This window comes from Glutamicibacter sp. AOP38-B1-38 (assembly GCF_052377485.1).
In the GTDB taxonomy this organism is placed as follows: Bacteria; Actinomycetota; Actinomycetes; order Actinomycetales; family Micrococcaceae; genus Glutamicibacter.
The window spans coordinates 14,935-36,448 of record NZ_JBQSWU010000013.1 but is presented as its reverse complement, the minus strand read 5'-3'; the positions used below and the strand labels follow the sequence as shown (position 1 = coordinate 36,448).

General features: G+C 56.6%; 20 protein-coding genes. 13 read left to right on the top strand and 7 right to left on the bottom strand.

Features of this window, described 5'->3' with window-relative positions; all coding sequences use genetic code 11:
* Window positions 1-19 precede the first annotated feature (19 nt).
* Window positions 20-895 (top strand): hypothetical protein, encoded by an 876-nt coding sequence (locus tag ACT3TP_RS09350; RefSeq protein ID WP_444615979.1) that lies wholly within the window; start codon window positions 20-22, stop codon window positions 893-895.
* Window positions 896-986: 91 nt separating this feature from the next.
* Here the strand turns inward: ACT3TP_RS09350 and ACT3TP_RS09345 are convergent, their stop codons facing one another.
* Together ACT3TP_RS09345 and dapB are read right to left on the bottom strand one after the other, a co-directional pair.
* The gene (locus ACT3TP_RS09345) at window positions 987-1,448 is read right to left on the bottom strand and encodes a hypothetical protein (protein WP_444615981.1); all 462 of its coding nucleotides are present in this window, start codon (window positions 1,446-1,448) and stop codon (window positions 987-989) included.
* A complete protein-coding gene (gene dapB, locus ACT3TP_RS09340; protein WP_444615983.1) occupies window positions 1,445-2,203 on the bottom strand; it encodes a 4-hydroxy-tetrahydrodipicolinate reductase in 759 nt (252 codons plus the stop codon). Before dapB ends, ACT3TP_RS09345 begins: the two co-directional genes overlap by 4 nt.
* Before the next feature lie 197 nt (window positions 2,204-2,400).
* Between dapB and ACT3TP_RS09335 the strand changes: the two genes are divergently transcribed.
* Together ACT3TP_RS09335 and ACT3TP_RS09330 are read left to right on the top strand one after the other, a co-directional pair.
* Entirely contained in the window at window positions 2,401-2,808 is a 408-nt protein-coding gene (locus tag ACT3TP_RS09335) for a hypothetical protein (RefSeq protein ID WP_444620453.1), read from the top strand.
* Between the two features lie 73 nt (window positions 2,809-2,881).
* A complete protein-coding gene (locus ACT3TP_RS09330) occupies window positions 2,882-3,673 on the top strand; it encodes an alpha/beta fold hydrolase (RefSeq protein ID WP_444615987.1) in 792 nt (263 codons plus the stop codon).
* Window positions 3,674-4,171: 498 nt separating this feature from the next.
* Here ACT3TP_RS09330 and ACT3TP_RS09325 read toward each other — a convergent pair whose 3' ends face one another.
* From ACT3TP_RS09325 to ACT3TP_RS09315, 3 genes are all read right to left on the bottom strand, one after another.
* Complete coding sequence (locus tag ACT3TP_RS09325) at window positions 4,172-4,282, bottom strand: SWIM zinc finger family protein (RefSeq protein ID WP_444616005.1); 111 nt, start codon at window positions 4,280-4,282, stop codon at window positions 4,172-4,174.
* Window positions 4,283-4,326: 44 nt separating this feature from the next.
* Window positions 4,327-5,697 carry a M16 family metallopeptidase gene (locus tag ACT3TP_RS09320; RefSeq protein WP_444615989.1) on the bottom strand — a complete coding sequence of 457 codons (1,371 nt, stop codon included), beginning with the start codon at window positions 5,695-5,697 and terminating at the stop codon, window positions 4,327-4,329.
* Window positions 5,698-6,392: 695 nt separating this feature from the next.
* Window positions 6,393-6,884: an S-ribosylhomocysteine lyase gene (locus ACT3TP_RS09315; protein WP_096288161.1), complete on the bottom strand. Its 492-nt coding sequence runs from the start codon at window positions 6,882-6,884 to the stop codon at window positions 6,393-6,395.
* Between the two features lie 142 nt (window positions 6,885-7,026).
* Between ACT3TP_RS09315 and ACT3TP_RS09310 the strand changes: the two genes are divergently transcribed.
* A complete protein-coding gene (locus ACT3TP_RS09310; RefSeq protein ID WP_096288163.1) occupies window positions 7,027-7,608 on the top strand; it encodes a phosphorylase family protein in 582 nt (193 codons plus the stop codon).
* A gap of 305 nt (window positions 7,609-7,913) precedes the next feature.
* Entirely contained in the window at window positions 7,914-8,786 is an 873-nt protein-coding gene (locus ACT3TP_RS09305; RefSeq protein WP_096288165.1) for a PaaX family transcriptional regulator, read from the top strand.
* Between the two features lie 92 nt (window positions 8,787-8,878).
* Here ACT3TP_RS09305 and ACT3TP_RS09300 read toward each other — a convergent pair whose 3' ends face one another.
* Window positions 8,879-9,298 (bottom strand): RidA family protein, encoded by a 420-nt coding sequence (locus tag ACT3TP_RS09300; RefSeq protein ID WP_096288167.1) that lies wholly within the window; start codon window positions 9,296-9,298, stop codon window positions 8,879-8,881.
* A 141-nt stretch (window positions 9,299-9,439) separates the two neighbouring features.
* Between ACT3TP_RS09300 and ACT3TP_RS09295 the strand changes: the two genes are divergently transcribed.
* The 5 genes from ACT3TP_RS09295 (at window position 9,440) to ACT3TP_RS09275 (ending at window position 15,838) form a co-directional block, all read left to right on the top strand.
* On the top strand, window positions 9,440-10,300 hold the full coding sequence (locus ACT3TP_RS09295; protein WP_096288169.1) for a fumarylacetoacetate hydrolase family protein: 861 nt from the start codon (window positions 9,440-9,442) through the stop codon (window positions 10,298-10,300).
* A gap of 41 nt (window positions 10,301-10,341) precedes the next feature.
* A complete protein-coding gene (locus ACT3TP_RS09290; RefSeq protein WP_096288171.1) occupies window positions 10,342-10,824 on the top strand; it encodes a cupin domain-containing protein in 483 nt (160 codons plus the stop codon).
* A complete protein-coding gene (locus ACT3TP_RS09285) occupies window positions 10,821-11,714 on the top strand; it encodes an acyl-CoA thioesterase (RefSeq protein ID WP_444620452.1) in 894 nt (297 codons plus the stop codon). Before ACT3TP_RS09290 ends, ACT3TP_RS09285 begins: the two co-directional genes overlap by 4 nt.
* A 34-nt stretch (window positions 11,715-11,748) precedes the next feature.
* Window positions 11,749-13,380, top strand: coding sequence for an AMP-binding protein (locus ACT3TP_RS09280; protein WP_096288175.1), 1,632 nt, complete (start codon window positions 11,749-11,751; stop codon window positions 13,378-13,380).
* A gap of 67 nt (window positions 13,381-13,447) precedes the next feature.
* Entirely contained in the window at window positions 13,448-15,838 is a 2,391-nt protein-coding gene (locus ACT3TP_RS09275) for a bifunctional salicylyl-CoA 5-hydroxylase/oxidoreductase (RefSeq protein WP_444615994.1), read from the top strand.
* Window positions 15,839-16,539: 701 nt separating this feature from the next.
* On the opposite strand, the gene ACT3TP_RS09270 is transcribed toward ACT3TP_RS09275, so the two are convergent.
* Entirely contained in the window at window positions 16,540-16,869 is a 330-nt protein-coding gene (locus tag ACT3TP_RS09270; RefSeq protein ID WP_141393590.1) for a hypothetical protein, read from the bottom strand.
* A gap of 594 nt (window positions 16,870-17,463) precedes the next feature.
* Between ACT3TP_RS09270 and ACT3TP_RS09265 the strand changes: the two genes are divergently transcribed.
* The 3 genes from ACT3TP_RS09265 (at window position 17,464) to ACT3TP_RS09255 (ending at window position 21,481) form a co-directional block, all read left to right on the top strand.
* Window positions 17,464-18,798, top strand: coding sequence for an MFS transporter (locus ACT3TP_RS09265; RefSeq protein ID WP_096288181.1), 1,335 nt, complete (start codon window positions 17,464-17,466; stop codon window positions 18,796-18,798).
* Between the two features lie 212 nt (window positions 18,799-19,010).
* A complete protein-coding gene (locus tag ACT3TP_RS09260; protein ID WP_217990414.1) occupies window positions 19,011-20,372 on the top strand; it encodes an alpha/beta fold hydrolase in 1,362 nt (453 codons plus the stop codon).
* 62 nt (window positions 20,373-20,434) lie between these two features.
* Window positions 20,435-21,481, top strand: a complete 1,047-nt coding sequence (locus ACT3TP_RS09255; RefSeq protein ID WP_096288185.1) for an AraC family transcriptional regulator — start codon at window positions 20,435-20,437, stop codon at window positions 21,479-21,481.
* The last annotated feature ends 33 nt before the right edge of the window (window positions 21,482-21,514 follow it).

Genomic DNA, 21,514 nt, shown 5'->3' with positions numbered 1-21,514 from the left:
AATTAGTTAGACTTTTCTTATGATCAAATGCGCCTTCGGCAAGCAGAAACCACACCAGATTCTATTCAAGTCTTCGAGTATTTTGCTTGCCTCTACCATCGTTGGATGTTCCTCAGCGCCGATGGCACCACCGAGTGAGCCCTCGGATTTGCCGCCCGAATCGCCCACACCCCAGACCCTTCGCGACTTTGATCTTGATAATGCGCAATGGGAAATCAAAGAGGGCTACGGCGCCAAAAAGTCCACAGCGTTGCAGTTCAAAGATGGCAAGGCAACCATCAACACCGCCGAGTACTCCGTTGGGGACGTAGTTTATTCTGATTTGAACGGCGATGGAGTTGAGGACGCCCTGGCACCGATCGAAATGCTAGATGGAAACAGCTTCTCCTCTCATTGGTTCATCTGGCTTGCCGAGGTTGATCAGCCAGAACAATTACCTCACCCCGTGGCGGCCAGTAGAAGCTGTGGGGATTTCATCAATGAGGTGACCGCCGTACCCGGTGGCATAGAGATTACGGAAACACGTCGTACGATCTTTGATGCGGACCATTCCTGCGCAGAGGGCGGAACGTGGGAGGAAACGCGAACCATCGCCGTGGAGCAATTTGGCGAGGACAAGATCTGGCTTCCCGTTCAGACGAGCCCCGAACGCGGCTACGGCGGCGTTTGCAATGAAGAACTGCCCGGCGATGTTATGCCCTTTGACGAGCCCTACTATCTGGCGCCCACTATGCAGGCCAAGGAGGAATTCACCTCTGGTGAGATCCGCGGGATCAGCATTGCTGGACTTGAGGACCAAGGCACCGAAGGTGGCGAACCCGGCGGGTGGCGGCTCTACAACGTGGTGGAGACTGACGACTCCGTAGAGCGCTGCATCTGGCTCCCCATCCACTAGCGCTAGACTTCGGCAAAATTTCAAATAAAAACGGCAGGAGCCTCGAAACCAAGAGTAGGTTTCGAAGCTCCTGCCGTTTTATCTGTTCAGATCACTTGCTCGTGGCGCTCGCGTTCTTCTCGGCCACGAAGAAATTCACGGCGGTGCGCATCGAAGCGCGTGCACGTTTCCGGTCTCCGCTGGCGTCATAAGCCAAAGCCAAGCGATACCAAGACTTCCAGGATTCAGGATGGGCCTCGACGTCTTGCTTGTGGATCGGGAAGTCAGCGTCAGCAGCTTCTCGCACAAACCTGCCCGAGGGCATGCGTGGCAAGTCTTCTGGCAGTTCGCCGAGTTCTGCGAGGATCTTGCCCATCTTCTCGGTGCGCAGCCCGAAGAGAATCTCGCGGATCAAGATCCACACACCCAGCGCAGGAATGACGAAGACCGCAACGCCGAGGGCGATGGCGATCGGTTCGCCGGTGCGCATGAAGCGCATCGCTTGGGTGAAGGACATGACAATATACAAAACGAACAGCAGCAGAATGCCGCCTACCCAAAGTTTGGTTTTCACTGGCCCAACTCCAAGTAGCCGTCCAGCCCATAGGTAAGCCCTGGGCGCGAAGCGACGGTCCGCAGGCCTAGCAGCACCCCTGGCATGAAGGAGGCCCGGTCATAAGAATCGTGGCGCAGGGTGAACTGCTCGCCGGGGCCGCCGAAGAGAACTTCCTGATGGGCCACCAGACCGCGTAGACGCACCGAATGCACGTGCACATCATCTACGAGAGCGCCTCGAGCACCGTCAAGTTGGGTTTCCGTTGCGTCCGGACTTTTCGCCACGCCGGCGTCCTTGCGGGCTGCGGCAATCAGCTCGGCGGTGCGCACCGCGGTGCCGCTGGGTGCATCCACCTTGTTGGGGTGGTGCAGTTCGATAATCTCTACCGATTCAAAGTATTTTGCCGCCGTGGCTGCGAAGGCGCTGGCAAGCACCGAGCCAAGAGCGAAGTTCGGGGCGATCAGCACGCCTGCTTCGGGGTGCTGCGCGAGCAGCTGCTCAAGCTTCGCACGGCGTTCGTCGTCCCACCCGGTGGTTCCAACTACTGCGTGCAAGCCATTTTCCACGGCGAAGCGCACGTTGGCCTCGGTGGCCGTCGGTACCGACAGGTCAACGATGTGGGTTGCGCCTGCCTCAAGAATTTCTTTCAGATCTGCGCCTCGTCCAAGGCTCGCCACGAGATCCATATCGGCGGCTTCGGAGACGGCTTTAACCGCTTCCGCGCCCATTCGTCCTGCGGCGCCAAGCACCGCAACCTTAATCTGTGCACTCATGGGTTTAAGCCTATCGCCTGTACCCTGCTGGTCTTCACATCGGTGACGTGATCTACGCCTGTTCCAGCCTCGACGGCACCGCGGGGTTCCACCTCCAAGATTTTTGCGATCACCTCGTGATATACGGCGTGTAGCTTGTAATTCAATTCTTCACAAGGAAAAATAGGTGACAGGAACTTTCTAGGAGTTGTCAAGCAATGGGGACCGTCCTGAAGCGATGGCGCGCTATCACATTCATCTTATTTGCTGTTGCTTGTGGAACTGTCGCTTGCGGTTCCGGCGATGTGCCGACGTCATTAAGCGATGAAGAGCGCTCCAGGCTCGTTGATCTGCTGGAGCAGGAAAGCTCGTGGATCGAAACGCCGTCATGCCAAGTCGAAGTTTTCCGCCAGGACGCCGACACCACCTATGGCTGGGCGACCTGCGTGACCGCTGCCTCCGCGCCAGATCAAGAATTGGACCAGGGGCATTCCTACCCCTTCCGTGCCGATGGCAATGAAATAAGCGCTCCCGGTGACGGTAGCGACTACCAAAAAGACATTGAAAAACTATTCCCCGAGGATCTGTGGCCGGCAATCGAGCAACACGCGGTGGGTCTGCCCTGAGGCTGCATTGCAGCCGTTGCTCGCAATGATTGGCTATTCTGGATCCGCAGTGAACTGAATACTAGGAATTTTCGTGGAATCGTCCGCGGACGGAAGGTTATGTGTGCGGCACGGTTACTTTGGACAGGTCCCGGAGTCTTTGCGCACTCGATTATCGGTGCGCGTGGCCGGCGAAGGCCCGGACGTGGTTCTCATTCACGGGTTGGGAGCTTCAAGCCGCTATTTCACTCCCCTGGCCACGGAGCTGGCCCGCGACCATCGAGTGATTGTGCCCGAGCTGCCGGGGCATGGCAAAAACATGGACGATGGACGCCCAGTCAGCGTGGCACGCTTCGCCCACGAAGTATCCCTGGCGCTGCGCACGCTCAACGTGAAGAATGCGGTGATTCTCGGGCATTCGATGGGGGCTCAGGTCTCCATCGAAATTGCCCGCACGCACCCCGAATTGCTCGAACACCTCATCATTGCCGCGCCCTCGGTCAATGACCGGGAAGCCACGCTTTTCCGGCAAGCCCGACGGTTAATCCAAGATTTCCCTCATGAGTGGAACGCGGTCAAGGCAATCTTGCTCGTTGATTATCTGCGTTGCGGGATTCCGTGGTGGGCCAAGAGCTGCACGGAAATGCTCGACTACTCGACCATCGATCTATTGGGCACCGTCCCCTTCCCGGTGGATGTGGTTTGCGGTACCCAAGATTCACTTTCGCCGCCGGAATTTGGGCTACGGCTGACAGCAAAGGCCCCGCAGGCGAAACTGACGGTGTTCCAGAACGCTGCTCACGGTTTTAATTACTCGCATTTCGAAGAACTCGCTGAGCTTGTACGCACAGCAAATTCGGCAACAATTTCAGCTTCAAAGCAATGAACTCAAACGGCTCCCTGCAGCCCAGTGGCCTCGTCCAAAAAGTATCTCCAGACCCTTGATTTAGGGTTGCGCTCGGCATAGTGTTGCCCCTGACCATCATCACCGAGCATGTGAGGTACGCAATGAGGCGCATTCTACGAACACTTGCCGCGGCAGCGGCGCTTACGCTGACAGTCACAACTCTGTCAGTTCCCGCACAGGCCTACGAAAACTACAACATGGATAATTCTTGGGCGAAAAGTAGCGGAACGGTTTGGCGCGACGATAATCGAAGCATCGGCTTTAATCTGGCGCTCACCGATGACAATCTCGATGGCAAGTGCGTCTACTACCAATACCAGGGAGTCCGCAATGATGCTCCGGATACCGGGTGGTCCAGACTAACCACCAACGTCTGCGGTAAGGGAACGACAAAATACTATCGAGACGACTCCAAGCGAGTCATTCCGTACTACTCGCTCACCGTCAACGAGTTCCGAGTGCGAGCCTGCAAGGCCATCAACAACGCGCCCGACACCTGCACCGCAGCCTCGTACGTTGCCACGCGGGGCAAGTACAACAAGGGGTAGCTTTCCTCCACCACGAGGAAAGGGACGCGAGGCCAGGCACCAATTGGTGCGTCCTCGCGTCCCTTTCTCATACTCAGAGAACTACTAGCGTCCGAGCGCTTCCGCAGATTCAAATGGACCAACCACGGTGATGGTTCGTTCTTTGGCTGCCAGCTCTTGAGCTAGCGCCTGAACGTCTTCCGTGGTGACCGCATTTACGCGGCTCAGCGCCTCATCAATGTCTTGGAATTCGCCGGTCACCATCTCAGCCCGTCCCAGTCGTGACATACGGCTTCCTGGGTCTTCCAATGCCAGCACCGTTCCGCCGGCGAGCTGGCCCTTTGCTTGAGTAAGCTCCGAATCGGTGATGCCGTCGGCGGCTAAACGATCCAGCTCGGATTCGAGCAAGCCGATGACCTCTCCGGCTTTAGCCGGTGAACAACCTGCATACATGCCGAAATATCCGGCGTCGGTGTATGCAGCTGAGAATGAATAAGTGGAGTAGGCAAGGCCACGCTTTTCGCGGATCTCTTGGAAGAGCCGCGAGCTCATGCCGCCACCCAGTACCGCGTTTAGGACCGCAAGGACCTGCCGGCGGTCATCTTGCCCGCTAATACCTGGGCAGCCAATGATGATGCTGGCCTGCTCGACCGGGCGGTTGATCACTTCGATGCCAGGAACTGAGACGATCGTTGCTGGTTCCGAAGAACGGCGTGGTTTCGGCACTGCCATAGGATCAAGATCCCAGCCAGCCTCGGTTAACGAAGCGAGCACCATGGAGCACAATTCATCATGGTTCAATGAACCAGCTGCGGTGATGATCACTTCGCTCGGACGGTAGTGGGCCCGATAGTGTTCCATGACTGCTTCGCGAGAGATCTCCATGATCTCGGCCGGTGTCCCGCCGATCGGGCGAGCCAGAGGATGATCGCCTAGCACCTTGGCGACGAAGCGCTCGTGGGCGACCTCGGTGGCGTCGTCAGCGTCCATGGCAAGTTCCTCAATGATCACCCCGCGCTCCTGCTCTAGCTCTAGCGGATCGATTACCGCGGAGGTCACCATGTCGGCAATGACATCCATAGCCATCGGCAGATCGGAATCTAGCACTCGCGCGTAATAGCAGGTGGATTCCTTCGCCGTCGCGGCATTCGATTCCCCACCTACCGCGTCAAAAGACTGAGCAATTTCAAGTGCGGTGCGCTTCTTAGTTCCTTTGAACAGCAAGTGCTCCAAGAAATGAGTTGAGCCGTAGTGCCCTGCTTCTTCATCACGGGAGCCCACTGGTACCCAGAATCCAACGGTAGTCGAACGCTGGCCGGGCATGGCCTCGGTCAGAACCCGTACGCCTCCGGGAAGAATACTGCGGCGGACTTCCGCGCCACCCTCACCACGGTGAACCAGCGAGGGGTCAGCCGGGTCAATCGGAGAGAACTGTTGAGCCTCTACCGAGTGCAATGGCAACGGAATCATGACCACAGAGAAACATCCTTAAATCATTGGGGCCCGGATCGTAAGTCTGGGCGGAACATTGTCCCTATTCTCCCACAGCCCCACCATTGAATACTTGGAACTAGGGGCAACCTCTCAATTGCTTGCCGCGCTTGACCTCCGAGGTTTTCCTAAGATACTGGGCTTGGGTACCTCGATGCGAAAGAGCGGCAAGTGGAGTCCGGACTTCCTCGGTTCCAGCATCGGTGCCCCTTTGGTGACAGCCAAGAACAAGATCCGACTCGCCAAGTGGGCGAGCCGGACCTCGTTAGAGACAAACCCTCAGAATGAGCTTGAACCGAACTTATGTTGCTGGTCAGCTGTCCGTGGGCGTAGTCGGATCAAACGGTGGCTGTGTGCTGGGGCCACCGGGATCGGGCCGGCTTGGTGGCGTGGTCGGATCAGGTGGATCTATGGGCGAGGTTGGATGATCTGGAACATTCGGCCGTGGTGGCTGACCAGGTGATGGCCATCCTGGTTCTCTCGGAAAATCGGGATCGGTGGACTCCATATTGTTTTCCTCTTCGCTCCGTTGAATGATTCTCCGCTATCGCGGCTATCCGTCCATTCAAGTACCCAGCGCAGAATAGTTCAATAGTCAGCAGGGAATACTCACTAGTTTCACTCACGCGAGCGCGCACCGAATCAGGCCATGGCCGAAGTGAACTACTCGATGCCGTCAGCTACGCGATGTTTGTCCGGTCAAATGCATCGAGGCTGATGCCTTGTTCCAAAATCAGTTTTGCCCATTCCTTGGCCGAGTGCAGGCTGTGGTCTCGGTAGTTACCGCAGCTCACTGCTTCGGTGCCTGGAACGTCATCCCAAGTAACGCGCTCAGCTAGGTCTTCAAGGGAAGACTTAATGGCCTTAGCAACCTCGGCTGGAGTCGGCTCGCCCCACACAATCATGTGGAAACCCGTACGGCAACCAAAAGGAGAGAAATCAATCAGGCCTTCGAAGCGGGTCCGGATCAAACCAGCCATGGTGTGCTCAATAGTGTGCAGGCCAGCGGTAGGGATCTCACCGTGGTTCGGCTGCACAAAACGAATGTCGTAGTTCGTGATGGCGTCACCCTTAGGTCCACGCTCAACGCCAATCTTACGAACGTAGGGAGCCTTGACCTTGGTGTGGTCCAAGGCAAAACTTTCGACTTCAGCAAGTTCAATATCACTCATACTTTAAGTCTATCCGCTCCCCTGCCAGCAAAATCGAAAAACTTCATCTTCCTTAACCGATAAACTCAAGTGAGGATACTGGCCGTGCGATCTGCTTCCGGCCTGAATCAAAAAGACTTTAGTTGTTGTTGAGAGGAACCGAATGTCGGATCAGAAGACCCTGCTAGTATTCGCGCACAGTGACGAAGCGTCAGCTTTCGCGGACGTACCGCATGTGGTCTCCGGAGTAGGCAAGGTCAATGCCTCGGTCGCTCTTGCCGGTGCGCTCGCCGAGGGCAATGTTGAGCGCGTGATCGTTTTGGGCACCGCCGGTGTAGTCGGCAGCGCAGATGAAGACCGCCCAAGCTTGGACACCATCTATCAGGTCACCCGATTGATCCAGCACGACTTCCCATTGGCCTCGGCCGATGTAGTGCCCGCCGGTGAGATCCTGTTGCCAGATACTCAGGCGACCATGGCCACCGGTGACGTATTTGTCAGCAATGACGAGCAGCGCACCCACATCTCCGGGCTGAATGCAGCATTGGTGGACATGGAAGGCTACGCCTATGCCAGCATGTGCCAGCTCTTCGGTGTACCGCTGCAGATCTTTAAGGTGCCTTCTGACTATGCGGACAGCTCCACCAGCATGGAAGATTGGGACGCGATTGTCGTGGCCAAGAGTGTTCAGCTTCGCGAGTTCTACGATGCGCACCTGCGCACGGCACTCGACGCAGCCAAATAGTACCGCGCCCGCGCGCTATTGAGAGGTGAACGACAGGTGATTGACCGGTCCGCCATCGGCTTTTGCTAAATCGTTCCCCTGGCGCAGACGTGGTTCAAGGAAACAGATGCCTAGACCACGCCTGCGCCATTCGCGTTCAAGATCGTGCGCGGATTTCAAAATCCGAGAATTCCTAGATGTTATTTTGATCGAATATCCCATTGATTTCCCTGGCCGATCAAAATGACCAATCTTCTATGGCTTGCGCCATCCCGCTGATGGTTCGCACTAGAATCGAATGACTAGGATCGATTGGAGAACGTTTCATGACCGCACAGGCAAACGCACGTGTCAGTGTTGGAGACATCTCTGTGCCTCGCCATCATCAGCTGATCGTGTCCCTCTTTGGTTTATACGCACGCCAGTACGGGGGCGCCTTGCCTGTGGCAACGATTATTTCCCTGATGGAGGATGTTGGGGTTGAATCTGCCGGAACGCGTTCCTCGATATCTCGGTTGAAAAAACGCGGAGTCATTGAGAGCGTTCAAGTGCAAGGCCGCAATGGATATTCGCTTGCTGACTCAGTCTTGACCACGTTCGCCGAAGGTGACGAACGGATCTTCCATCCCCGTCGCGCCACAGCTCAGGATCGCTGGTTGTTGGCGACCTTCACGGTGCCAGAAACCCAGCGCAATATACGGCACAAGATTCGCTCATCACTGGTGCGGATGGGCTTTGGCTCCGTAGTTCCTGGACTGTGGATTGCTCCGGAACATGCCAAAGACGCAGCGCTGGCCTATTTCACGCGACACGGACTAGATCAGTATTTCGAATTTTTCCTTGCCGAGCATATCGGCGGTGCCCAAATTCAGAAGAATCTTAGTTCTTGGTGGGACTTAGTTTCCTTGGATCAGCTATATTCCGAATTTTTGAACGAGAACCGAGGCCGATTGGAAAGCTGGCAACAGCTTGTCCAGGCCGGGGACAACCCTGAACTTGATGCCCGGGCATTCGCAGATCACTTGATCCTGCTCACCCAATGGCGACGACTCCCTTACTCCGATCCAGGGCTCCCAGCAGAATTGCTTCCAGAGGGATGGAATGCATTAAAGGCAGAAGATCTCTTCCACAATTTACACACACTCTTGGCACCCATGGCTGGTCGTCATGCTAAACGTATTATCGGCGTGGACAGCTGACACAGCTCACAAAATAGCTATTACCGCGCAAAGCCAAAGAGCCACGGACTCGCCCATTGGGTAAGTCCGTGGCTCTTTGGCTTTGCTGAAGATTAGTCGCGATCCTGAATCACGGCGACACCCTGAATCTCGATCAGGGCTTCTTTCTGCCAGAGACGCGTGACACCGACGCCAGCCATGGCGGGGTATTCGGTGCCAGCCATTTCGCGCCAGGCTCGACCAATTTCGCGGCCATTGGCCATGTAGTCGTCAACGTCGGTCAGGTAGATCGTGACGCTTACCAAATCTTCTGGATGTCCGCCTGCTTCAACCAAAGTAGTCAGCACGTTGGAAAATACCTGCTTAAACTGCTCCACTATGCCGCCGGGAACGATATTCATGTCCTTGTCCAGGGCGGTCTGCCCGCCAAGGTAAACAGTGTTTCCGGCCTTCATTCCATGCGCATAGCCAGAGGGCTTAGCCATGGAAGCCGGGTTAATCGTTTCATTGCGATGAAGCTTGGTCTCAGTCATTTCCAACTCCTGTACTGGGCTAATCAATTTTGCCCCATTTGGCTCTAGCGTCATCTTTGTGATGCGTGCTACATTGAGTTTACGTGACGGCGGTAAAAAAGTCGACACATGGATTCTGTACCGAATAACAAGGACTCACACATGAAACTCGCAACGGTCGAAGTTGGCAGGCAAACACATGCGGCGCTCCAGGTCGCCCAGGGCTATCTCCCGCTTCCAGCCCGTAATCTCAGCGAGTTCCTAAAAGACTCAGATTGGCTATCCATCGCTTCTAAGGTCCTTGCAGAGCACCGCTCGGACAGTCTGATTCCAACAGGCGAGGCACGACTACTGAACCCGGTTCCAGCACCGACTAAGGTGATTTGCTGCGGACTGAACTACGCGGACCACATTTTGGAAATGGGACGGGAATTGCCCCAATATCCGACGTTGTTCGCCAAGTTCGCCGACACCCTCGCCGATCCCGGTTCGGAGATCATCAGTACCGTTTCAAATAACGTGGATTGGGAAGCCGAACTTGCCGTGGTGATCGGAACCGAAATCACCAATGCCACCGAAGAAGAGGCTGCTGCCGCCATTGCCGGCTACACCGTGGCCAACGACGTTTCGATGCGAGACTGGCAGCGCCGCACCCTGCAGTGGTTGCAAGGCAAGGCCTTCGACGGCACGACGCCGCTCGGCCCAGTGCTAGTCACCACCGATGAGCTCGATCCGGAGTCGGGCTTGGAAGTCATCTGCAGGGTCAACGGAGAAGAAGTCCAGCGCGGCAACACTTCGACCTTTGTCTTCTCAGCGGCCCGACTCATTAGCTACATCTCCGAGTTCACTACCTTGCGCCCGGGAGATGTCATATTGACCGGAACTCCAGGCGGAGTTGGCATGGGTATGGAACCCGCGCGTTTCCTCGCAGACGGGGACGAGCTCCAGACAGAAATCCCGGGTATCGGAACCCTCAAAAACCGCGTCCGGCTGCGAGTGAACACCCCAGTTGCGAGCCACTGAATACCTGCAAACAAACATCACAAACTTTAAAGGAGAAGAACATGACTGAAACACCCATGACATACCGCACCGAAGGCGATAACTCGATCTACGCTTCGGAAAATGGCCAAGTTATTCCCGTGGTCACTCGTGCCGGCTCCGAAGACACCAACACCGCACAGTCAGGTGACTGCATCCGTGTTTCGGGCGTCAGCGTCCAGCACACCCCAGCGACCAAAATCTGGTTCGGCCAGGTGTCCAACGTTCCGGGCTACCGTTCCCTGCCGCATCATCATGGCGAAGCAGAAACCGGCGGCTACGTGTTGCGCGGGCATGGCCGCATCTACTTCGGCGAAAACTACGAACAGTATTCAGATATGAAAGCTGGCGACTGGGTCTTCGTTCCGCCCTTCATGCCACACGTTGAAGCAAATATGTCGGTCACCGAAGAACTCGTGTGGCTCACCGCCCGCACCCCAGAAAACATCGTAGTGAACCTCCCCGATGTTTCGGACGCCTCGCTGGAAGGATACCGCCGAGCATGAACACCACCGAACTTTCCGCACAGGTATTCCTTGACGCCATCGAATTAACTGAGTGCGAAGCCGAGGTCTTCGACCAGGTTTTCACCGCGGTCCCGCAATATGTACCTTGGCCCAAGGCCTACGGCGGCGACATGGTTGCTCAAGGTGCGCTTTCGCTGATGAAATCGGTGGACACGGACCGCTCGCTGCATTCGATGCACTCATACTTCCTGCGCCCGGTGGATATGCACCAGCCGGTACGCTACGAAGTCGAACACCTGCGTGATGGACGTGGGTATTCCACCCGCCAGGTCCGCGCCTTCCAGAATGGCAAACCCGTCTTCTCCGCCTTGGGATCCTTCCACGTCCCGGAAGAAGGTGCAGAATACTCAATGGATGCACCGAGCGATTCCTTAGACCTCGACCCGGAAACATTGTCCAGTGCAGCCCAAGCCTTGCAGGGCGTTGACAGCCAGGCCGCCACCTATTGGGCTGGCGGGCGCAGCTTCGACATGCGCCACGTGCCCGAAGCAATCTATCTTCCCGGCGAGCGCGCACAGAGCGCTCACCAGGCCGTATGGATCCGCGCTTTTTCGCCTCTTCCGGATGACAGTCTCGTGCAGAAGGCCGCTTTGGCCTATGTCTGCGACTACACCATCTTGGAACCGATTATGCGCAGCCTCGGGCTGAGCTGGGGTGACCCGGGATTGGTGACTGCCAGTCTAGATCATTCCATGTGGTTCCACCGTGAAGGGCGCATGGACGATTGGGTACTGTACGCCCAAGAGGCCGTATCCAGCCAAAACAGCCGTGGCCTGGCTATCGGGCGTTTCTACACCCGCGATGGAAAGCTCTTGGCCACCGTTGCCCAAGAGGGCATGATCCGCGCCGCGCGGACCACCACAGCCTAGGACATCCGACCGATTCACCCTACGGAGTTACCTGATGGAACTTTCACCTTCCGCGCATGAGGATACCTTCACGCGAGATCACCTTCCGCCGCAGAATCTGTGGCCGACAATGGAATTCACCTTGCCCGAATTGCAGTACCCGGAAAGGCTGAATGCCGCAGAGGTCCTCATCGACCAGGCTGTTGCAGAATTTGGTGCGGACCGCACCGCGCTCCTGGCCCCAGACGGCACCAAGCTCTCCTACGGTCAGTTGCAACGCCAAGCGAACCAAGTGGCCCAGGTGCTGGTCGAAGACTATGCGCTGCGCCCAGGAAACCGGGTGATGCTTCGTGGTCCGAATAATTCCTGGCTGGTCGCCTCATGGCTTGGCGTGCTCAAAGCCGGCGGCGTCGTGGTCACCACGATGGCGGCCCTGCGCGCCGCTGAGATATCCAAGTTGGCTGGGCTGACGCGTCCTTTGGTGCTGCTGACCGATCACCGATTCGCCGAAGACGCCGTACAGGCCAGCGGCGGCACGTATCCAGTGCTGACCTATGGTGGCCAGGGCGAGGACGATCTGGCGCAGCTATGTGCTGCCAAGTCCGGCGAATTCACTGCGGTGGATACGGCGGCCGACGACGTGGCTTTGCTTGGACCGACCTCGGGAACCACTGGCGTCCCTAAGATCACCATGCATTTCCACCGTGACATTCTGGCCAATGCGGACACTTTTGCCCGTTACCTTCTTAAACCTACCCAAGATGATGTCTTCGCGGGTTCTCCCCCTTTGGCATTCACCTTCGGTTTAGGCGGCCTCGTAGTTTTTCCGTTCCGCTTTGGAGCTAGCTCGCTTCTGACCGAACGCGCTACCCCTGTGGAATTGGCCGAGTATTCGCATCAGGTCGGAGCCACGATTTTGTTTACCGCTCCGACCGCCTATCGCGCAATACTCAAGAATGGCAAGGAAGACCTGCTCAAATCGCTGCGCGTGGCGGTATCGGCCGGCGAACACCTGCCTGCTGAAACTTGGCACCAGGTCAAGGACGCCACCGGATTGGAACTGGTCAATGGCATCGGAGCCACCGAGCTGCTGCATGTGTTCGTATCCGCTGCAGGCCGGGATATCAAGCCCGGAGCCACGGGCAAAGCGATCCCCGGCTACCGTGCCACCGTGCTGGATGAAGATGGCAATGAGGTCGGAACAAATGAACCGGGCCGGCTCGCAGTTATTGGGCCGACCGGATGCCGCTATCTCGATGACGAGAGGCAGCACAACTACATCTGCAATGGTTGGAATATCACCGGCGACATCTTCTATAGGGACGAAGAGGGCTATTTCTTCTACCAAGCTCGAAGCGACAATATGATCATCTCCTCCGGTTACAACATCGGCGGGCCAGAGGTCGAACAGGCTTTGGACCAGCACCCGGACGTGCTGGAAAACGCCGTAGTGGCTCGTCCTGATCCGAATCGCGGATCCATCGTCTGTGCTTTTGTGGTTCTCGTCGAAGGCGCCGAGGCCAGCGACGCGAAGGTCAAGCAATTGCAAGACTTCGTCAAGGCCACGATCGCGCCGTACAAGTACCCACGGGAGATCCGCTTCGTGACTCAACTGCCGCGCAATCCCAGCGGCAAGCTCCAGCATTTCAAACTCCGTGAAGCCTTCAATAGCTCACCGGTCGCCTAAGCACTGACAAACTTATCCGGGCCCTTACCGGCCCAGCACCCCTGTGGGGTTGATGAAAGGACACACCATGAAAATTGCAATTATCGGCGGCGGCCCAGGCGGCCTGTACTTTGGCGCTTTGATGAAGCAACTGGATACCAACCACGAGGTCACCGTCTGGGAGCGTAATGCCGCCTCGGATACCTTCGGTTTCGGCGTGGTGTTCTCCGACGAAACCCTGGGAGGCATCGGCAATGCCGATCCGGTGGTCGCCGAATACATGTCACGGCGCTTCGCCCGCTGGAGCGATATCGACATCCACTTCCGCGGACAGATGCATACCGTAGGCGGCCAAGGCTTCGCGGCCATGAGCCGTAAGGAACTCCTTGAGCTGCTGCAGCGCCGCTGCATCGAGCTGGGTGTGGATGTACGTTTCTCCACCATGGCCCCAGATGTGGAACAGCTCTCGGCTGAATATGATCTAGTGCTGGCCGCCGACGGGCTGAACTCCGCCGTGCGCACCAAATACGCCGAGTCCTTCAAGCCTTCGCTTGATCCGCGTACTTCGAAGTACATGTGGTTGGGCACTGATCAGGTGTTCGAGGCCTTCAAGTTCTTCGTCAAGGAAACCGACGCCGGAACCATGCAAATTCATGGCTACCCGTACTCCGATGAGGGGTCAACCTTCATCGTGGAGATGCACGAGGACGTGTGGCGAGCAGCCGGTTTTGATGAGACCGAAAATGAAGTCTTCGCCCCGGGTGTCAGCGACGCAAAGTCCGTGGCCAAGGTGTCCGAGATCTTCGCCGAGGAGCTGGCCGGCTACCAGGTGCTCACCAACAACTCGAAGTGGATCAACTTCACCACGGTGCGCAACGAAAACTGGCGTCATGGAAACATCGTACTTCTGGGAGACTCCGCGCACACCGCCCACTTCTCCATCGGCTCGGGTACCAAGCTCGCCATGGAAGACGCCCTGGCACTGGCAGCCTGTTTGCATGAGCACGCTGACGTGGATAACGCGTTGGCTGCCTACGAAACCGAACGACGTCCGGTGGTTCAATCCACCCAGCGTGCTGCCCAGGCCTCACTGGAGTGGTTCGAAAATATTGGCCAGTACAAGGATCAGGACCCTGTGCAGTTCTGCTTCAACCTGCTCACCCGTTCCCGGCGGATCACCTACGACAACCTGAAGCTGCGAGATCCCGGGTTTGCGCAAACCGTTGATGAGAACTTTGCCAGGTTGAATAATTCGCCCTCCGTCGCTCCTGCAATGTTCCAGCCACATAAGCTGGGCAACACCGATCTGGTGAACCGCGTGGTGGTCTCCTCCATGGACATGTACTCGGCCACCGACGGGGTACCCGGTGAATTCCATCTGGTCCATCTGGGTTCCAAGGCCATGGGCGGTGCCGGGCTCGTAATGACCGAAATGGTATGTGTCTCGAATATCGGGCGCATTACCCCTGGATGCACCGGGCTCTACACCGATGAACAGGCCAGCGCGTGGAAGCGGGTGACCGATTATGTGCACGGAAATTCAAATGCCAAGATCGGCGCACAGATCGGGCACTCGGGCCGCAAGGGTTCGACGAAACTGATGTGGGATGGCATCGACCAGCCACTGGAGGAAGGCAACTGGGAGGTACTGGCTCCGAGCGCACTGCCCTACGGGGAAGGCTGCCATGTGCCAGTGGCGATGAACCGCTCGCAGATGGACGAGGTGCGTGAGCAGTTCGTCGCCGCGGCCCGCCGCGCCGACGCCGCAGGCTTCGACGTGCTGGAAGTACACATGGCCCACGGCTACCTGCTCTCCTCCTTCCTTTCCCCGTTGTCCAATAAGCGCACCGATGAATATGGTGGCTCGCTGGAAAACCGACTGCGCTACCCATTGGAAGTCTTGGACGCGGTGCGCCAGGTCTGGCCAGAGGAGAAGACTATCGGTGTGCGCATCTCGGCCACCGATTGGTCCGAAGGCGGAAACACCGAAGAGGACGCGGTTGGCATCGCCGCAGCCTTCATCAACCATGGTGCGCAATTCATTGATGTCTCCTCCGGGCAGATCGTCAAAAATGAAAAGCCAGCCTTCGGGCGAAGCTACCAGACTCCTTTTGCGGACAAGATCCGCAATCAGGTTGCCGCTCAGACGGGTGTCTCTGTCATCGCCGTCGGAGCAGTCTCCTCATACGATGACGTGAACTCGATCCTGCTGGCGGGCCGTGCGGATCTGGTAGCACTGGGTCGTACCCACTTGTACAACCCGCAGTGGACCTTGCAGGCAGCAGCCGAGCAGGATTATGTGGGCGCCGGCGCGACTTGGCCATTGCCGCTGAAAGCTGGACGACGCAAGCCACCAGCAGCCCGCACCGATGCGGTACGCCCGCGGCTCTCGCTGTTGTCTCAGACCCAAGAAGTTGACCCGACGCACGTGCGTTGGACCCCGGCGAAGGATGCCCAGGCGCTGGCAACCAGCCGGTAACCCTTCCGTAGTTTAAGGCAAGCAAGAGGCGCACTCTCAACGTGATGAGTGCCTCTTGCTTGCCTATCCTTTCACCCACCGTTGAACATGGATAAGCCATTTCCATGATCGATAAAAATTGCAGAGCGTCTCACCAGTTACGCAGTGCCTGACCTGGCCTGGGTAGCTTTTGGCGTTGACATAGCTCCAGTCATCACATCCGCGCGATTCGCAGTCTCTCCTTTTGGCCCCGGTCAGCCCTTCCCTTTATGAGGACTAGACTTCTCGACAAACCGTGTCGACTCGACAGTCGTCCTCGGAGAGCAAGCGATTGCTTGTACCGGTGTGTGCGCATTGTTTCCCGGACTCCAACAGCCCAGCATCAAAGGCATGGGCAAGCCAGAAGGATAAGACACACGGGGACTGCCAAGCGTGATCGCGTCGTTGCCGGCGGGCAGGTCTTTACGACGGCCGCGAGCTGATGTTGGAATGACTGCGAGAAAGTCGACAAACCCCAGAAGACGCTGAGAGGTTGTGAATTGACCTTATTTGGCTGCTTCATAACCACTCTATGATTGCCTCCTCGTGGTCCACAAATCCTTTCACTCATGACTAAAATCCGCTTCCCATTGTCAAATGCTGCGGGCGGGGCAAGAAGCCCTTTTATGAATTGGACCCCGAGTAAGAGCGACCGGAAATTTTCTAGGAAATGGCCATAATTTTTACCGGCCTAAGACTCGCAGAACTTCATGCAAATCCATGAACTCGTCGCAGCTAGTAATGATCCCGGCTTCCACCTTCATGATCGTGATGATTTCTATGTCAAAGTTCATCCCGTTGCGCGCCTGAGCGGTTTCGTGGACGTGTGACGTAACCATTGACTGCGCTTCGTCGCAGTAGATTCCCTTGATATTCAGTCGGACCGTCCCCGGGACAAAGGTCTGGCCCAAGGTTCCGATGAGATCGTCAAAGAAGGAATCTGCGCCCTCGTAGGTCCGAGCCACCGCCGAATGGACTCCTGCGACACGCCACGCCAGCGATTCGGCCATCACGGATCGGGCAGTTTTCCTATCACCTCTCTGCTGAGCTTCCCAAAAGGTTCGAACCGCCTGAGCAGACGTGAGTTCAAGCTGAGAATTCATATAGGTTCCTTTGCTGGTCTCTGGACCAAATAAGCGAGCATTCTCGCGGGCCGATCGTTCAGAATAATTAAAAGTTGGCACAGAAATCTAAGTACCGTTTCTAATTTGCGCCAAATTTTCGGACGTGACTAGATTTCGACCGTGTACTAAGAACCTGGAGATCAATGACGATCTTCCAAGCGGAATCATCGACCATTTTCGATAAACAACTAGTCAAATCGATACTGCAGGTGCATTTATGATTCTTAGATTCTTCATTCACAACATTCAAGGTCGCGTCATTTCACAGGGTACGCAAGGATTCGGCACCTAGAACTTCTAATTAAAGTATTGCATATATAGCAACGGTCGCAATAAAACGGCTATACAAGCCGCCTTGCTTCTGGCAGACTTTCTCCCACCAAGCAGAAACGACCCGGAAGTGTCAGCATTACACAACCCGGTTGTCGATCATCCTCCGCGAGCTATCTCCTCACTCGCACACCTTCTCTCGAAAGACTCATCATGACGGGATTACAAAAGGCTTCCACAGCCACTCGGCCCGAAGTTCCGCAAACCGCACGGGAAAAACGCAAAATCATTCTGGGTGTCGGCGTGGGTAACGCCCTAGAGTGGTACGACTGGACCGCCTATTCAATTTTTGCAGCCTACTTTGCTGGCCAGTTCTTCCATGCTGGAGATCCGGTCACTGCACTGCTCGGTACCCTCGCCATTTTCGGCGCAGGATTCCTGATGCGCCCGCTTGGCGGTCTATTCTTCGGCTGGTTCGCTGACCGTTACGGACGCCGCCAGGCTATGTCGATTTCCATGTTGATCACTGCCGGCGGTAGCCTCCTAATCGGCGTCTCGCCAACCTACGGAAGCATTGGAGCCGCGGCAGCCGCCTTTCTGCTCGCGGGGCGCATGTTGCAAGGTCTGGGACACGGTGGCGAAGTTGTATCTTCCTTCACCTACGTCACCGAAATGGCACCACGCAAATCCCGCGGGCTTTGGTCTTCCAGTGTCTTTGCCTTCGTCACTCTCGGTGTTATCGCCGCCACCTTGCTCGGGGCGGTCTTGTCCACCACACTCGGTACGGACGCCGTCCGCGAATGGGCCTGGCGCATTCCGTTCATTCTGGGCGGACTTTTAGGTATCTACGCACTTTACCTGCGCCGGAAGTTGGACGAAACTCCGATGTTCAAGGAAAAGGTCCGGCTGGCCGAGGCTGGCTTATCCCAAGAACCTCGCGGTCGCATGTTCGCCGACATCTGGGAGCACCGCCGTGCATGCATGCGCATCGTAGGTCTTGCCGCCGGCGGTACAGTCATGTTTTACGTCTGGTCGATTATGGCTCCAGCATTTGCCATGGGCCCACTGGGGATGGACCCAACTCAGGTACTTTGGGTGAGCACCGGCGCCAACGTCTTCTTTATCGCCTGTTTGGTGTTCTGGGGTTGGCTGTCAGACCGCATCGGACGTAAGTTCAACTGGTATTTCTTTGCTATTGGCGCCATGATACTGATCATCCCGCTGACCATCGTCTTAAACGGTGGCCCCGAGATTTGGCGACTGGCCGTCTACATGGGCGTGGGTATGATTTTAATTTCGGCACCCACCGCCATCATGCCAGCGTACTTCCCGGAGCAGTTCCCTACTCGGGTACGGGCCGTAGGTATGGGTTTGCCATATTCCGTTGCCGGCGCCCTCGCCGGCGGTACCGCGCCATATCTTCAGGCATGGCTGTACGCCGAAGGTTCTCCACGAATCTTCGACTTCTACCTGATTGCGCTTTGCGCACTGGTCCTGATCGCCGCGGCGCTTTCCCCAGAAACCCGTAACAAAGACCTGGCAAAGTAACAGCGGGACGCACATCGAAGCGTGAGCAAAAATCACGATCACTAGGCCCGGCGTTATCCAATGCTGGGCCTAGTTCCTTATTTTGGAAGCATTTCGCGACCGAGCCAGAATACCTTTATTGCAGTTTTTTGACTATCGCTCTATTGTTGTCACATGAGACTCTGTGACTCAAGATACAGTTGGCATGATGGGAATGATTCATGACCACCCCCGTGCGCACCGCGCCTTCGACCAATCCCAACTCATTCTTCCGACCCAACCGAGCGATACAGCGGCACATTGGCGTGCGTTATGCTCGGCTACAGGACGGTCAAAGATTCGATCCGCCAAGCCTAGTTCCACTCTCCGAGGGATTGGCCGCGTCCGCACAGTTCGATTCGACTGAGGATGTACCGGTCTTCCCTCAGCTCACTTCCCGTTTAGATACGTTCATGGGTTCGCCAGCAGGAAAACAAATTCACGACCAAGACGCGTTCTTCCTAAACACCTTTGCACCAGAAGGTCTCACCGACCTACCGGTTCTCGTGTTCGTTCATGGTGGTGCCTGGGTGTCGGGCGCCGGGACCTTCAGCTGGTACGAAGGTGACGAGATCGCTTGTGAAGGGGTCTGCGTTGTCAGCGTAAACTACCGGATTCACGCTACAGCGCACCTTTCCGATTCCGCAGAGCACCGCCCACTTCAGGATTTGGAAACTGCTTTGGAATGGGTTCAACGGAACATTCAGCACTTTGGTGGCAACCCAGAAAACGTCACCCTGGTAGGTCAGTCCGCCGGAGGCTGGTATGTTCATGCTTTGTCGCAGCTGGAACGATTACGCGGAAAGTTCCGCAGGATTGCCCTCCTGTCCATGGGCACTCGCACTCCGTGGAGCCGCCAGCAATTAGAGGCGACCCGCCAGCAGATATCTCTGGCGAATAACGGAGCCGAACTAGGTGAGATTCCCACAGACAAGCTGTTGGCGGATTCCATCTCGTGTTCGCGCGCCGTGCTACAGCCCGAACTAGCCTCGGCTCCGGTTGGTTATACCCCGGCCCCCTTATTGCCCACCGCGTCGATCGATCTACCCACAGATTTCTTGGACCCACTGTCCTCCACCAAGAATCTGATCGTCGATGATGTTTTCCTGCGTTATACCCTAGATGAGACAGGAATTTTCCTTTGCGGTTCTGCCGCGGCCATCAAGGCCACCGCTGAACAAGTCGAAAACTCCTACCGTGCCTTTATCCCGGACCCCTCCACGGTGCCAGAGCATCTGCATCGGCGAATGGTCGACACCAAGTCCAACCCGTACCTGCGGTTGCGCGCCATCACCTCGTGGGCGCAGTTCCAAGAACTGCCAACCTTGCTAGCCAGTGCTTATTCGTCCGCGGGCAAGAACGTACAGCTTCACGAGTTCAATGTTCCAAGCTCCAACACGACGCTTGGCTCGTGTCACTGCCTCGACCTGCCATACCAATTCGGCAACTTTCACGCGTGGAAAGATGCGCCAATGCTGACCGGAGTCAACCCGGAGGACTTCGCGGCAATCAGTAAACCACTTATTAAACAGATGACGGATTACGTGCGGGGTTAGCTCCTCACTCTAGTCGCCAACAGCGCACCGCGTCTCGCGGCAGTGACCAATCAGGACAAAACATGTCGATTTCGCACTTCCCTGAGCATTTCGCTTGGATCCCCACGGGCGAACAGCTACATTTTTCGCGACCTAGGGAAGCCGAGGAATACTTCTCCCGGCTTTTCGTTTCCCATGAATTGCAGCCACTTGAACAGCGCACGGCCTTACGTCTCGATGCCCGGGCACGCTGGTTTCACGATTGCGGATTGCTGACGCTGGAATACGCAGTTCCCGTGCGCATCTCCCCCGAGCAGCTCGGTGACATCTTTCTCATCCAACTACCGATCTCCGGAGAGTCTCGAATGAGAGTGGGGACCGAAGAAATCATTGCCACGCCCAATCGGGCTACCCTTCCACCCACCGACGAACCTGCGGTGATCCGGTGGAACCGAGAATCACCCCATCTGCTGATCTGCCTACCGCGGGCTACTGTGGAGGACGTGGCGGCACGTATGTATTCGATCCCATCCGCAGCCGGACTCACCGTGGCACATTCATTGGACTTGACGACCACAAACGGCCAAAAATTCATGCAAACCTTGCGGGCGTTCCATGACGAGCTGGAAGCCGATCCAGCGGACTGCTATGAAGTCGTTACCGCCGCGGCGCTGGAAATGATGATCATGAGATTTCTGGTTGCCGTCGACCATTCACTGGCGAGAAATCGGGAGGCTTCCAATCATGACATCCCAGACGATCTACTCTCCCAGAACGCCATAGCCCACCATTTTATCCAATTGCTTCGCGAACACGCGCGCGAAGACGCACAGATCTCCGACTATGCCGAACGACTGGGCATCTCAACCCGAACCTTGCAGCTAGCCACCGCTGCAGCCTTCCAGCGCTCACCCTTAAAACTACTTGTAATGGAACGCCTACGAGCAGCGCACGGCATGCTCGTGGATCAGGCGGCGCCACACCTGAGCATCGCTCAAATTGCCACTGACTGCGGCTTCGGTCACCTAAGTCGATTCTCGGCGAGCTACCGTCAGCGGTATGGCGAAACACCACGCGAGACCCGCAAACGCCACCTCACCGGGCATTCGGCGGAGTATCGGCAAACCTGATCCAGCCGATCGGCAGGATCGGGTCTACTCAGC

What these genes read in the sequence shown, in the direction of transcription:
- ACT3TP_RS09350 (WP_444615979.1), top strand. Translation starts at nt 20, where the DNA reads ATGATCAAATGCGCCTTCGGCAAGCAGAAACCACACCAGATTCTATTC.
- dapB (WP_444615983.1), bottom strand. Translation starts at nt 2,203, where the DNA reads ATGAGTGCACAGATTAAGGTTGCGGTGCTTGGCGCCGCAGGACGAATG.
- ACT3TP_RS09335 (WP_444620453.1), top strand. Translation starts at nt 2,401, where the DNA reads ATGGGGACCGTCCTGAAGCGATGGCGCGCTATCACATTCATCTTATTT.
- ACT3TP_RS09315 (WP_096288161.1), bottom strand. Translation starts at nt 6,884, where the DNA reads ATGAGTGATATTGAACTTGCTGAAGTCGAAAGTTTTGCCTTGGACCAC.
- ACT3TP_RS09310 (WP_096288163.1), top strand. Translation starts at nt 7,027, where the DNA reads ATGTCGGATCAGAAGACCCTGCTAGTATTCGCGCACAGTGACGAAGCG.
- ACT3TP_RS09305 (WP_096288165.1), top strand. Translation starts at nt 7,914, where the DNA reads ATGACCGCACAGGCAAACGCACGTGTCAGTGTTGGAGACATCTCTGTG.
- ACT3TP_RS09300 (WP_096288167.1), bottom strand. Translation starts at nt 9,298, where the DNA reads ATGACTGAGACCAAGCTTCATCGCAATGAAACGATTAACCCGGCTTCC.
- ACT3TP_RS09295 (WP_096288169.1), top strand. Translation starts at nt 9,440, where the DNA reads ATGAAACTCGCAACGGTCGAAGTTGGCAGGCAAACACATGCGGCGCTC.
- ACT3TP_RS09290 (WP_096288171.1), top strand. Translation starts at nt 10,342, where the DNA reads ATGACTGAAACACCCATGACATACCGCACCGAAGGCGATAACTCGATC.
- ACT3TP_RS09285 (WP_444620452.1), top strand. Translation starts at nt 10,821, where the DNA reads ATGAACACCACCGAACTTTCCGCACAGGTATTCCTTGACGCCATCGAA.
- ACT3TP_RS09280 (WP_096288175.1), top strand. Translation starts at nt 11,749, where the DNA reads ATGGAACTTTCACCTTCCGCGCATGAGGATACCTTCACGCGAGATCAC.
- ACT3TP_RS09275 (WP_444615994.1), top strand. Translation starts at nt 13,448, where the DNA reads ATGAAAATTGCAATTATCGGCGGCGGCCCAGGCGGCCTGTACTTTGGC.
- ACT3TP_RS09265 (WP_096288181.1), top strand. Translation starts at nt 17,464, where the DNA reads ATGACGGGATTACAAAAGGCTTCCACAGCCACTCGGCCCGAAGTTCCG.
- ACT3TP_RS09255 (WP_096288185.1), top strand. Translation starts at nt 20,435, where the DNA reads ATGTCGATTTCGCACTTCCCTGAGCATTTCGCTTGGATCCCCACGGGC.